General features: G+C 67.7%; 9 protein-coding genes. 3 read left to right on the top strand and 6 right to left on the bottom strand.

Annotated features, from left to right (window positions below; translation table 11 throughout):
* The first annotated feature begins 50 nt into the window (after positions 1–50).
* Entirely contained in the window at positions 51–1,142 is a 1,092-nt protein-coding gene (tssA, locus tag MKD38_RS12505) for a type VI secretion system protein TssA (RefSeq protein ID WP_252677227.1), read from the top strand.
* 55 nt (positions 1,143–1,197) lie between these two features.
* Here the strand turns inward: tssA and MKD38_RS12500 are convergent, their stop codons facing one another.
* The 6 genes from MKD38_RS12500 to MKD38_RS12475 form a co-directional block, all read right to left on the bottom strand.
* Positions 1,198–2,070 (bottom strand): OmpA family protein, encoded by an 873-nt coding sequence (locus tag MKD38_RS12500; protein ID WP_252677226.1) that lies wholly within the window; start codon positions 2,068–2,070, stop codon positions 1,198–1,200.
* A gap of 2 nt (positions 2,071–2,072) precedes the next feature.
* Positions 2,073–3,062, bottom strand: coding sequence for a type VI secretion system-associated protein TagF (gene tagF / locus MKD38_RS12495; RefSeq protein ID WP_252677224.1), 990 nt, complete (start codon positions 3,060–3,062; stop codon positions 2,073–2,075).
* Complete coding sequence (gene tssM / locus MKD38_RS12490; protein WP_252677222.1) at positions 3,059–7,024, bottom strand: type VI secretion system membrane subunit TssM; 3,966 nt, start codon at positions 7,022–7,024, stop codon at positions 3,059–3,061. The genes tagF and tssM overlap by 4 nt, the downstream gene beginning before the upstream one ends.
* Positions 7,025–7,084: 60 nt before the next feature.
* Entirely contained in the window at positions 7,085–8,578 is a 1,494-nt protein-coding gene (locus MKD38_RS12485; RefSeq protein WP_252677220.1) for a hypothetical protein, read from the bottom strand.
* A 58-nt stretch (positions 8,579–8,636) separates the two neighbouring features.
* On the bottom strand, positions 8,637–8,906 hold the full coding sequence (locus MKD38_RS12480) for a PAAR domain-containing protein (protein WP_018007548.1): 270 nt from the start codon (positions 8,904–8,906) through the stop codon (positions 8,637–8,639).
* A gap of 87 nt (positions 8,907–8,993) precedes the next feature.
* Entirely contained in the window at positions 8,994–9,851 is an 858-nt protein-coding gene (locus MKD38_RS12475) for a M15 family metallopeptidase (protein ID WP_252677218.1), read from the bottom strand.
* 276 nt (positions 9,852–10,127) lie between these two features.
* Between MKD38_RS12475 and MKD38_RS12470 the strand changes: the two genes are divergently transcribed.
* Positions 10,128–10,964: a hypothetical protein gene (locus tag MKD38_RS12470; RefSeq protein ID WP_252677216.1), complete on the top strand. Its 837-nt coding sequence runs from the start codon at positions 10,128–10,130 to the stop codon at positions 10,962–10,964.
* Positions 10,965–11,116: 152 nt separating this feature from the next.
* A partial coding sequence (locus tag MKD38_RS12465) for a type VI secretion system Vgr family protein (RefSeq protein WP_252677214.1) occupies positions 11,117–12,640 on the top strand: 1,524 nt, incomplete at its 3' end.

Here is a 12,640-nt window from a genome sequence, read left to right as displayed (position 1 = left end):
GCACCTCCAACGGTACACTTACCTCTTGTTCCCAAGGCTGACTGACCACCATGGCATCCCTCCAATTCGACCGCCTGCTTGCTCCGCTTCCTGGCGACCAGCCCTGCGGCGAAGACCTGCTGTTTTCCGCCGAATTCGACCGCATCCAGGAGGCGCGCCGCGCTGACGATCCTTCGTTGGACCAGGGCGATTGGGTGACGGATATCAAGGAGGCAGACTGGCGCGAGGTGATCGGAATAGCCACCTCGCTGCTGCAGGATCGGACCAAGGATCTCCGCCTGGCGGTGTGGTTGACGGAGGCGCTGTCAAAGGAGAGGGGTTTTGCCGGGCTGCGCGACGGCTACCAGCTGACGGCCGAGCTTTGTGGCCAATACTGGGATCACCTGCATCCGGTGATGGAAGCCGATGATGTCGATTACCGTACCGGCAGCGTGACGTGGCTGGCGGGGCGGTCGAGCCAGTTGATTCGCGAGATTCCACTGGTCGATGAATCGGCGGGTGAATATACCTACGTCGACTGGGAGGTAGCGACGCACCTCGCGGAAGCGATTCGTCGCGATCCGGAGCAGGCGGACGAACTGGCACAGGGCAAGACCCGCCAGGAGCAATTCGAGGCGGCGCGCAAGAAGACGCCTGCGGCATTCTATACGGCACTGCATGCGGACCTGGTGTCCTGCGAAGCGGCGCTGAAGCACCTCGGCGATGTGCTGGACGAGCGGGCCGGCGAGCATGCGCCCAGCTTCCGGCAGGCGCGAGAGGCGCTGGAGGCGGTGCGTATGCTGGTGGAGCGCTTTGTCGGCAAACCAGTGGAACGGCTCGCCGGCGCAGCGGCGAACCACGCATCGTCCTCGCCGGCGCAGAGCGGACATGCAAGCGTGCCGGCCGGCGCTGCCGACGCCGTGCACTCCGGCCCGATTCGCACGCGTGCCCAGGCGCTGGCCCAATTGCGCGAGGTCGCGGATTTTTTCCGACGTACGGAGCCGCACAGCCCGGTGGCTTACCTGGCGGCGCGCGCTGCCAAGTGGGGCGACATGCCGCTGCACGCGTGGCTGCGCACGGTGGTCAAGGACGATGCCACGCTGTCGCAGATCGAGGAGCTGCTCGGCGTTACCTCGGATCCTTCGGCTGATCACGACGCGTAATTCCAGGCCACGCCGGCAGTATCGATGCGCCGGCGTGACGCACAGCAATGCCGGATTACTGCCCCGCCCGGAACTCGATCCGCCGGTTCTTCGCCCGTCCTTCCTCTTTGTCATTAGGCGCCACCGGCTGGTCCGGACCCACACCCACCGCCGTCAGCATGCCGGGCTCGCCGCCCTTGCCGATCAGGTAGTTCTTCACCGTCTCCGCGCGTGCCTGGCTTAGCGTCAGGTTCAGCGCGCGGCTGCCGGAGTTGTCGGTGTGGCCTACAATCTCGATCTTGCGCGCGCTCAGGCGCGGCAGCACCGCGGCCATTTCATCGAGGATGGCGCGGCCCTTGGGCGTCAGCGTGGCGGCGCCCGTTTCGAATTCGATGATCCGGTTGGCCAGGGTCTGGTCAAGCAGGTTCTGTTCGGAGGCCGGCACGCGCAGGCCGTTCTTCACCGTATAGCTCTGGCCCAGGCCGGTGGCCATGTCGCTGGCGATCTGCTGGCGCTGGGCCTCGTTGCGCACGTCGCCGTGCACGGATACCTGCGTGCCATCGATGCTCAGCTGGCCGCGACTGACCTGCTTGATTTGCGGCGAGAGGATCTTCTGCACATTGGCCGACCAGTTCGGGGGCGAGACGACGTTGCCGACTTCGATCTGGTCCACCACGTTGGCGCTGCCATACAGCTCGCGCAGGCGCGCCAGCACACTGGCCTTGGTGGCTTCGTCAGGGACCGCGCCGCCTGCGACGACGCGGCCTGAAGGGGCGGCCGCCGACGCGGCAGGCGTGGCGGTGGTACCGGGATCGCCGGGCGCGGCATGGCCGGGCAGCATGACCAACGCGGCCAGCAAGCCCGCCGCCAGTGCGGGCGTGCGTGTTCCAACGGCGGCGGAGGCAGCCTTGAAGTGGGCCATCCGGTTGCGTACTGCATTGACACCCATGCTTATTCCCCGGCAAAGACTTCACGGAAGGTGTCGAGCGCCAGGCGCAGCGACAGCTGCGGCTGGTCCATGTAGCTGACGAACTTGGCCATGCCGTAGTCTCCGTTGACGTGTTGCTCGACCCATTCCGGGTCATCGATATTGATGTTCTGCTCGGCATAGGCCAGCGGCGAGATCACGCCGTGCAGCGTGCGGGACGAGGCGCCGTTGAAGCCGATCACCAGGCGCTCGTTGCCGCCGATCTGCCCGAGGAAGATCGACAGTTCGAAATCCGCCCGGTGCAGGAAGCGCGATACCAGTTCCAGCCAGAAGCTCGCAACCAGGCTGCGATAGAGCGGGTCGGCGGGCAGCGGCAGGGTCAGGCCTTTTTCCAGGTGCGAGGAGCCGGACGACATCAGCGGCTGCAGCAGGATGCCGAGCGCCAGCAGCGTGCGGCGCAACCGTACATGCTGGCCCTGGCCGGCCAGCATGTGCTCCAGGCCGGCCACGGTCTGGAAGTCGATGAAGTCGGCAAAGCTGGCGTCGTGGGTCTGCGCGCCGGCACCGGTTTCCACGCCCAGTTGGGACTGGGCCAGCTGCTGCAGGCCTTCGGTGGCATCGGGGGCCTGTGCGAGCGCATGCATCTGCTGCCCGGCGCGCGTCCACAGGCGGGCCAGCGCCAGCGGGCTGCGGGCGATGAATTGCAGGGGACGCTCCACCTCCATCGCCGCTGCCGTCAGGAACGGGAAGCGCCGCGACGACAGGTCGCTGCTGGCCATCAGCACACCCGCGATGGCGAGCTTGCTTTGCGAGCCCAGGAAGGCGAAGTGCATCGGCTTCCACGCGTCATAGCAAGCCTTCCAGGCCGGGTCTTCGGCCAGTAGTTCCATGCCTTGCGCAAGCCAGCGGTCCAGCGTATCGAGCAGCTGGGTGTTATTGGCACTCTTGACGAAGTCGCCCCGGGACGGGAGCTTGCCGAAATAGGACAGCTGCAGTTGGGTCGGCTGGCTCATTGCGCCGTACCTCCTTGGTTGACTTGGGCCGAGGCCTGCGCGCTGCCCGGCGTGCTGGCCTGCGGGTTCGGGACAGGCGGGGCGGACGGCGCTGCCGCGGGCGAAGTCGACGGTGAAGCGGCCGGCGGCGTCGCGGTATTGAGCGGCGCATTGGCGTCGGCGATCGCGGTTGGCAGGCGCAGGCCGCGCAGGCCCTGGCTCTGCGGAGAGTCGGATGCGCTGGCGTTGCCCGCGGTCTGCGGGCTGCTGATGATGCGCAATGCCACGCTGACCGCGATGCTGTCGCGGCTCCAGGTCAGGTCGAAGGCGCCATCGGGGCGGCGCTTGCGTGCAGCGGTCGCAATCAGGCGCTCCAGGCCGAAGCGGCCGGGCTCGTTGAGCAGCTCGACGGAGCGGCCGTCGAAGGTCGTTGCCGTGATCTTCGCGCCCGGCGAACCCTGCGGGTTAGGCCAGACAAAGTTGGCCCACTGCGCCGGCGTATTGCGATAGCGCAGCTGCTGCCCGTCGATCTCGATGGTGTACTCGGTGGTGCCTGTCGCGGGCGTCGGCAGGATCTGGAACACGGTCTGCTGCGCCGCCGCGGCCGTGGCGCCGCCACCACCGCCCGCGGCACCGCCCGTCAGCGGCGCCACCCAGCGCGTGAAGTTGGTGGTGAACTCCGGCGCCAGCGTCAGGCCCAGGTCGCCCCAGGTGCGCGCGGCCAGCATGTCGCCGCGGCGCACCGACAGCGGGCCGATGGTGGCGGTGGTGAACTTGGCGATGGCGCCCTCAGGCCCGAAGATCTGGCCGATCTCGGCCGCGCTGGCTTCGATCTTGGCATCCGATGCGAACGGATACTTGGTCGCCAGGGTCTGGCTGAACGGCTGGTACACCTGTGCGTTCCAGACCTTGTTGATCTCGACGCTGGCCGGGCGGATCACCACGGCGTAAGACTGCAGCAGCGGGCGCACCAGCAGCGGCCGCAGCGCCTGGCGCTGGCTGTCGGTGAGACCGGTCATCATCTGCTCGTCGACATACTTCAGCGCATCGGCCAGCTCCGAGCCATTGCCGTCCAGCGTCTGCTGCATCAGCTGGCGCGCGCCGGGGCCGGGATCGCCCTGGTTCTTGAGCTGGTTGAAACGCGTGCGGACCTTCGACAGCGACTCCATATAACCGCGCAGCATCGAGTTGTTGTCATGCATGACGACGATGCGCGCCAGGCCGGAGAACTCCTTGCCGACCGGGCCCATCGGAATGGTGCCCGCCGCGGTATTGGCGCCGCTGACATCGACATTGACGCTGACTTGCGAGGGCGTGCCGCGCGAGATCAGGCGCTTGAACCAGTCGAGCATGCCGGACTTGGCCTGCTTCAGGCCGGCATTGAGCAGCGACGGGTTGTCCCACGAGGTCTGCTCATAAGCGGTGTCCAGCACCTTGCGGATCGGCGAGTTGGCCGGATCGCCCAGCAGGTTCATGCTGGCCACGGCCTGCTCGAAGCTGCCGAAGTCCTGGATCGTCACCCCCTGCATGAAGCGCTGCCATTCCCGTGCGTACTCGGTCTTGTACATCGTGACCAGCGTCTTCTGGATCTGCTCGGGGCTGCCTTCCAGGGTCAGGTCGTCGCGCGCGGCGACGTTGAGCACCCAGTCCTTGCTCTGCAGTTCCTTGCTCGCGGCCTCGCGGATAGCGGGCTGCACGTAGCCGAGCCAGGCCTCGCGCGTGAAGGTGCCGGGCACGGCGTAGCTGCCGGCGACCACGGAGGCGCCGGTGTCGCCGACGATGCGGGCCACGGTCATCGGGGCAAAGCGGGTGGAGGCGCGGGCCTTGATCTCGGCGTAGGCGCGCTCGCGCGCTGGCATACCGCGAACCACGCGGCGCAGGTTCTCGCGGGACTGGTCGATCAGCGACAGGTTGCCTTCGAGCAGCGGCCAGTTGTCGTCGTTGACGCGGGCCAGGAAGAACGACAGGTTGCGCTCCGCCGAACGGATCAGCTGCTCGCGCGACATGTTGCCGCGGTTGTCTTCGAGCCAGCCGCGCCAGAAGCGGGTCATCTGGTCAGTCAGGTGCGCGACCTCGACGTGGCGCTTGTCGGCCAGCATCAGGTAGGTCTTGAGCGCGTTGTACGCGTCTTCCACGTTGGTGGGGGAGGCGTCGGTGTAGCGCTTGCCAGCGGCGGGCGCGGCGGCGGTTGTCGCGGCGGTGGTGGCGGTGGCAGCGGGTGCGGAAGCCGGTGCTGCCGACGCCAGCGACGTTGCGGCCACTGCGCCGGTTTCCGGCGGCCGCACCATCGGCGCAAGCTGCTCGGGATGGGCGTTGACTTCAGCCAGGAAGGTCTCGATGGCGCCACCGACCGGTTTCAGCATCACCTGGCGCAGGCCGTTGTAGTACTCGTCCAGCAGCTTGTGCTGCAGCGTGTCGCCCTGGTACAGGCCCAGCGACAGCGCCAGCGGATGGTCGGCGCGGAAGCGTTCCAGCTGCTCGATGCGGTCCTGCAGGATGTCCAGCGCTTCCAGCCGCGCCTGCAGGTCGACACGGTTCTGCTGCATCTTGACGATCTTGTCCAGGTCCGCCTGCACGTTGGCGGTCAGCTGCCGGTTGCCGAGGAACGACCAGGTCCAGCCGCCCAGCAGCAGGCCCAGCACCAGCACCAGCCCGAAGAACGTGGCAAAGCGCAGCCGCGTCTTGGCGGGGCTGGCGAACTGGCGCACGGTGCGGCGGTCGGCGAAGATCACCTTCGAGAACAGGTCGCGCAGGAAGAAGCCGTTCTTCGAGAACACCTCGCGGTTGCCGGCCACGCCTTCCAGCTTCAGCCCGAAACGGCGCGCGATGCGCTCGGCCGAGACGCTGGTGGTGCTGGCCTCCTGCACCGCGCTGGTGAAGTAGAAGCCGCGGAACACGGGTTTGTACTGGAACGGGTTCTCGTCGAACAGCGTGACCAGGAAGGCCCGCAGCGTGGGCTTGACCGAGGCAAACTCCAGCGGAAAGCTCAGCAGCCCCGGCGACAGCTTGCCGTTGCGGTGCTGCGCGATCTGCGCCACGCTGATCTCCTTCAGGCCGTCGCACAGTTCGTCGAAGCGCTGGTCGAATACTGAGGCGACGTCGCGGCGCTCTTCGGGTGCGAAGGGCAGGGTGGCGCCCCAGACGCGGTCGCGCTCCTGCTTCTCGTTGTCGCCGAAGAATTCGGTAAAGCCGGTGATCAGGTCGGCCTTGGTGAACATCACGTAGACCGGCGCGAATACTTCGAGCCGCTCGGTCAGTTCCTGCACGCGCTGGCGCAGGTTCTTGGCCAGGTTGATGGCGAACTCGGGCCGGTTCTGCGTCAGTTCCGGAATGCTGACCGTGACCACGATGCCGTTGATCGGCGCCTTGGGCCGGTAGCGCTTGAGCAGGTCCAGGAAGCCCAGCCATTCGCGCCGGTCTTCCTCATGCACGGCATAGCGGCCCGCGGTATCGAGCAGGATGCCTTCGGTGGTGAAGAACCAGTCGCAGTTGCGCGTGCCGCCAATGCCGTGGATCACGGCGCTGTTCTTGTCCGCGAACGGAAACTGCAGGCCGGAGTTCAGCACGGCCGTGCTCTTGCCCGCCGCCGGGTTGCCGATCACGATGTACCAGGGCAGCTCGTAGAGCGCCTCGCTACCCGACATCTGGCCCAGCTTGGAGGTCTTGATGGTCTTCACGGCGCTGGCGAGGCGCGTGCGCAGCGCCTCTACTTCGTCGCGTTTGTCGGGTGGCGCGGCCTTGGCGGCCATGTCGGCCTGCTGCTCGAGGATGCCTTCGAGCTTGCCGCTGGCCCGGCGCGCGCGCCAACGCTTCCACAGGTAGGTGGCCAGCCAGGCCAGCAACAACACACCCAGGACGATGGCGACCCAGGCCAGCCCGATTTCTAAAGTCTGCGCCATCAGCAACAGGAAGACGGTCAGCACGACCACGCCGAATACCGACAGCGTGCGTGTGTGGGTCAGGAAGTTAAGGATGCGATGCATGTTGCCTTTGGCTCGGGAGCAATACGGGATTCGGGGGCGCGGTTCAGGTCAGGCGATGGATCACGCCGGCAGGATTGCGACGGCGCCACGCTGCTGCGCGTCGCCGGCGCTCAGTGCCAGCACGGGCCGGCCGCCGTCGAGCGCCAGCTGATGGGCTACGACCACTGGCAGCAGCGCACTGGCGGCGCCGGCGTAGCCGCACGGCAGGCCAAGCGCCAGCAGGTCGGCAACGGGGTCCAGTGTGGGGAAACGGGTGCTGACGACCTGGGCGATCTCGACCGTGCGCACCGGGTGGACGCCGGTGTCTGTGACGATGGTTGCCACGGCCGCCGGAGCTTCTTCGGACTGCGGCGCGGTGTCTGCTGCATCCTGGGGCACGGCTTCGGCCTTGCCGGCAATGGTCTCGAGCGCCTGGGTGACAGCCTGGGCCAGTGCCTCGAGCCGGGGCTGGCCGCGGTCTGCCGTAGGCGCTTCCAGGCGGGCCATTGCCGTGCGCGTAACGAGAATCGGTGCGCTGTCGGCTTCGGCGTCGGCATCCTCGTCCGTGCCGGTCGTGGCCGCGCCGGCGGCAGAGTGGTGCGCGCCCAGCAGCACGCCGGCGGCGGCCTCGCCCGGGGTCCGGCCATGCGGGCAGCGCGCACTGAAGAGCTGGTCTTCCTGTTCCAGCGCTTCGACGGCATTGGCGCCGATCAGGGAATCGGCGGCCACCAGCATGCGTAGCGCCGGCTGGCCGTCGACCGGGCGGTTGACGGCCTGGGTGGCGCGATCCAGCAGCAGCAGGGCATCGCCGTCGCCGCGCGCGGCCGTGGCTTCGAGCGTGAGTCGCGCGGCTGGCCAGTATTGGGACAAGCGCTCGCGCAACCAGTCGCCTGCCGCGGCCTGGCGCGGTTCCGGCCAGCCACGCGGCAGCAGCAGGGTGGCCACCAGCGGCGCGGTGCTGTCCGGCACGGCCTGGTCGTGGCCGGCTGGCGCGTAGACGGCCGCCTGCATGGCCAGCTCGTCGGTGACCTCGGCCGCCAGCGCGAGTGCGCGCAGGGCCTCGTCGTCCCAGACCAGATCAGGCGTGCGCGCGATGAATTCCGTGCGCAGGCTTTCGATATCGAGTGACTCGACCTGGGCAGCAAAGACAGGCGCGGGCAAGCCATCCAGCGCAACCAGGCCGGGCCGGTTGCCGGCCTTGGCGGCCTCCGCCAGCGCATCGGGTGCGTTGCCGGCGGGCGTGCGCACGGCGGTGGCAAGCAGCGCCGCACGCCACGTGCGGGTGGGATCGTTGGGCTCCGCCTGCGCCCCCTCCATGGCATTGCCGGCTTCTCCGGGCGCCGCAGTGGCGGGTGTTTGGCTGGCGCCCGCGACATTGGTACGGATCCCGTCCAGGGCCCGCTTGATGACCAGGTAGGCGGCCACCATGCCCGCCGGCATCAGCGCCAGGTGCGTGACGATATCCGTGGTGGTCGGCATGCGGTTGATCGACTGCCACCAGGCAATGGTCGCGACCCACACCACGGCGAACACCGCGAACAGGATCAGCGTGGACTTGATCAGTCTTGGAAACATGGTTTCGTGTCGAGAAGCGGCGGAAGGGCGTTTGAAACGGCCGTTCGTTGCCGGGACGTCATGCGCTGCCGGTCACGCCCTGGCTGGACAGCAAGGTTGCGCCACAAGCGGTCTTGTCGCCGTGCCGCGCGGCGGCACGGCCGTCGATGATCACGTTGGGGTCGCCGGTGACGATGACGGTGGTGCCGCCATGGCCTGAGCGAGGGCAGGTGACACGATCCCCTACGCACGCAATGCCCTTGCCGTTGGTGCTGGTGTTGCCCGAGGCGGTGATCACCACGCCGCCGTGGTCGGTCTTGTCGCCCAGCAGAATGAAAGGACGTGCCACTACGCTCTCCCCAAATTGCGCCGGCCAACCGCTGCCGGTCCTGTATCCATGTTCCTGCCAGCCCCGCCATGCGGGACGAGCGTGCCGCTATTGCTGTGCCGGCCGCTTGCCCAGCACACCCGGACGACGCAGCTCGACGTGCCCGAGATCCATCATCTTCCAGCGGCCGCCCCAGACCAGGCCGGCTGACTCGGCGGCGCGGCCATACAGCTCGTAGCCGCGCATGGCCCACGGGTCCTTCTCGCTGATCACCAGCTTGCCGTCGCGGTAGAAGGCACTGTCCGCGGCCAGCCCGAACTGGTGGTAGCTGTGGTAGGCGCCGGCCTGCGTCACGTGGCTGCCCATCGCCGCCAGCTTGGCCTGCCGTTCCGGGCTGCGGTAGCCCTCCAGCAGCGCCATTTCATAGCCGTGCTCGTCGCGCATGATCTTGTAGACCAGCAGCAGCCGCTGCCTGAATTCGGCATCCAGCTGCTCCCAATCCCGGCTGGCCTCGCGGATCGCCGGGCGGATCAGCTCCACTTCGCGTGTGGTGAACACCTCTGGCGGCAGCGGTGGCGGCGGCACCAGCCGCTCGCCATTGAGCAGTGCGGCGATCTGCGGATCCGGTTCGCGCACACCGTCATCGTCCTCGAACTGGAAGACCTGCCGGTGACGCAACGCCAGCGCCAGCACCGGAGGCAAAGTCACCACCCCCGCGGCAGCCAGCACCAGCGCGCGGCGCTTGGCCAGGAAGTCACGGACTGAAACCAGTGTCGTGGTGGCGCTGCCCACGGAGTGGCGGATCGAACTGGCCGATTGCGAACCCGCCGATGCCGCACCGGTGCTCAGGCGGCGCCACTGCGAGCGCGCCATCGCAAAGCAGCGCTGCCGTACTGCGGGAAGAAGCAGCACGGCAGCAGCGGCGACCATCAACACGAAATAGAGGACCAGTGCGACAAAGACCATGCTTACCTGCTTGACCGGGCTGGGCTGCGCCCCGGCGGCGAAGCCTCCGCAAGGGAGCCGAGCATATTCAGTATTTTTTACATCTGTATTCGATTTGATCTCAATCCGGGGTGATGTCCCCCGTATCGGGTTTGTCTTTCAACGATCCCAGCCGTAGAATCCGGGAGTCTAAGGCCAAAATGATCGAATCTGCCATATATGACACAACGGGCCGGTAATTGTAAATCCGGCCGGTAGCGTCCGCCGCGCATTTTATTTCAAATTTCTTGATGACAGATGAGCAATAGCGACGATGTGAAGCCGTCAGCGCCACCAACGCTCTTCGGCAGCGAGCCTGACGCCGACGCCGCCGGGCAGACCCGCATCCTGGCCAGCCTGGAAGGCCGCGTGCCGATGGCGGCCAAGGCTCCGGCCAGGAAGCCAACTGGGCGCTACCTGGGAGCGGGCCTGGTCGCTGTTGCCGCGACGGCTGTGGCCGGCTGGCTGTGGCTGGACCCGGGCGCCGATGCGCCCGTATCGATCCAGGCGGGCAATCCGGCAGTCCCGGCCCAGCCTGCCGCCGGCGTAGCTGCGCCCGGCGGGCAGACGCTGGTCGACAATGCGCCCGCATCGGCGCCGGTCACTTCCGCCGCGTTGGCGGAGTCCGCCCAATCAGTTGCCGAGAATTCCCAGCCGCAGGCCGCAACCATCGTCGATGCCGATAACAGTGACCCTGCGCTGGATCGGCTCGGCAAGGTCGAAGGCGCAGCGGTTGCCGCAGGTGCCGTCGCGGGCGCGACCACGCTGGCCGCGCTGACATCCCTCGGTACCCAGCCAGCCGGGACCAGGCCCAAGACCGCTGAAGTCAGCAAAAATACCAAAAAGACTGCAACGTCGAAGACGACGACGCCGGTGGAAAAGGGCACCGCCAGTACCGCTGCGAACAGCAAGGACAAGAAGACCGTCGCCAAGGCCAACACCTCGGCCAAGTCGAAAACAACCCGTCGCAAATCCTCCGCCACAACGGCTGACCCAGACGCCGAAGTCCTGGCGGCGCTACTGTCCCAACCCGAGGGCAAGCCGATCAGCACGGCGACGGCGAGCACGCGCTCTACCACCAAGGCGCGCAACTGATCTCCGCGACGGGTTCGTTCGCATTACAGAGAATCGGTGTGGCGGCCCGGCATGCGCCACACCGTGCTTGCAATCAAGGCGGGCACCGGCAACGGTAGACCCGCGGGCATGTCGGCCCCTGAAGCAGTTGCGGCTGCACGAACGGACAGCGAATGGATGTAACCACTCTTTACCAACATCTTTTCAGCGCGGCGCACCGCCTGTATGCGCTGGAAGGTGAAGGCGCGCTGGGCGAACTCGCCGTCGAGGCCTGGATCGGCCGCGACGGCGTATCCGCGCTGGCCGAGTCGCGCATCGTCGCGGTCAGTGCCAACGCCGATGTCGCACTGGACAGCCTGCTTGGCCAACGTGTCACGCTGCTGACCACGCTCGCCGGCGGCGGCCAGTCGCGCCGCACCGGCCTGGTCCGGCAGGCCGAGAAGCTCGGCGCCGACGGCAGCCTGGCGCGTTATCGCCTGACCGTGGTGCCGTGGCTGTGGCTGACCACGCAGCAGCGCAACAGCCAGGTGTTCCAGAACCGCAAGCTCGACAGCATCATCGAGACCGTGCTGCAGCCCTATGCGCCGCACGCGCACTGGCGCTACGCGGCCGGCGCCGAGGCGCGCATCGCCGCCATCGGCGAGCGTGCCCACGTCGCGCAGTTCCGCGAGACCGACTACCACTTCCTGTCGCGCCTGCTGGCCGAGGCCGGCCTGGGCTATACCGTCGTGGAAGATGAGGAAGCGCCCAGCGGGCATGCCGTGGTGATCTTTGCCGACAGCGCGCAATTGCCGGAAGACGAAGAATCCGCGGCAGGTGGCGGCATCCGCTTCCATCGCGCGCACAGCCAGGAATCGGCCGATGCCATCCAGCAGCTGGCGTGCGAGACCCGCGCGACTGTGGGCGGCGTGGCCGTGACGGCATGGGACCCAGAGGCCAAGCGTGCGATCCGCGGCCACGCGCCGGCACGTTATGTTGGCAATGCGGGGCGGGCGGTCAGCCCGGATCCGTACCTGTCCGTCAGCCTGTCGTTGGCGCCGGACGCCGCGAGCGCGCAGCGTGTTGCCGAGCAGGTGATCGAAGCCGTCGAGGCCCGCGCACTGCTGTTCACCGGCCGGGCATCCGTGCGCACGCTGCGCAGCGGCATGCGCCTGACTGTCACTGGCTGCCCGCACCTGCCGCTGCCGGAAGACGATGCGGCAGGGTATCCGCTGCTGCTAGATGCGGTGGAGCACTGCGGCATCAACAACCTGGCGGCCGACACGCGTGCCGCACTGGCGGATCGCATGGGGCCGCTCGAGGCGGCCTTGTGTTTCGACACACCCCCGGCCGCACCGGACGCTGCAGAGGCAACGCCCGGCCTGCTGGGCGTGCTGCCGGATCACGAGCCCGTGCGCCTGGCTCCCTCGCAAGCGCTGCAGACGGCAGCACGCGAACAGGGCTACGCGGCTATCTTCCGCGCCATCGACGCCCGACGTCCCTGGCGTGCCTGCGTACTCGACGTCGATTGTCCGCGTCTTTACAGCCGGTCCAGTCCGCTGGGGGTGCATAGCGCGATCGTCGTCGGTCCTGACGGCCAGTCCCAGGCGGATGGCAACGCCGAACACCACGCCAGCCCCGCCGGCGAGATCCGCGTGCGCTTCCACTGGCAGCGCGGCGAGCGCGCCGACGACCGCAGCAGCCGCTGGATCCGCGTC

The sequence above is a fragment of the Cupriavidus sp. WGlv3 genome, assembly GCF_023952475.1.
Lineage (GTDB): Bacteria > Pseudomonadota > Gammaproteobacteria > Burkholderiales > Burkholderiaceae > Cupriavidus > Cupriavidus phytorum.
Note: the sequence above shows the minus strand (reverse complement) of the source record. Positions and strands in the feature narration are given on the sequence as shown.

Excerpts from the sequence above, each read along its gene's own strand:
- MKD38_RS12485 (WP_252677220.1), bottom strand. The coding sequence starts at position 8,578 with ATGTTTCCAAGACTGATCAAGTCCACGCTGATCCTGTTCGCGGTGTTC.
- MKD38_RS12500 (WP_252677226.1), bottom strand. The coding sequence starts at position 2,070 with ATGGGTGTCAATGCAGTACGCAACCGGATGGCCCACTTCAAGGCTGCC.
- tssA (WP_252677227.1), top strand. The coding sequence starts at position 51 with ATGGCATCCCTCCAATTCGACCGCCTGCTTGCTCCGCTTCCTGGCGAC.
- tssM (WP_252677222.1), bottom strand. The coding sequence starts at position 7,024 with ATGCATCGCATCCTTAACTTCCTGACCCACACACGCACGCTGTCGGTA.
- tagF (WP_252677224.1), bottom strand. The coding sequence starts at position 3,062 with ATGAGCCAGCCGACCCAACTGCAGCTGTCCTATTTCGGCAAGCTCCCG.
- MKD38_RS12475 (WP_252677218.1), bottom strand. The coding sequence starts at position 9,851 with ATGGTCTTTGTCGCACTGGTCCTCTATTTCGTGTTGATGGTCGCCGCT.
- MKD38_RS12470 (WP_252677216.1), top strand. The coding sequence starts at position 10,128 with ATGAGCAATAGCGACGATGTGAAGCCGTCAGCGCCACCAACGCTCTTC.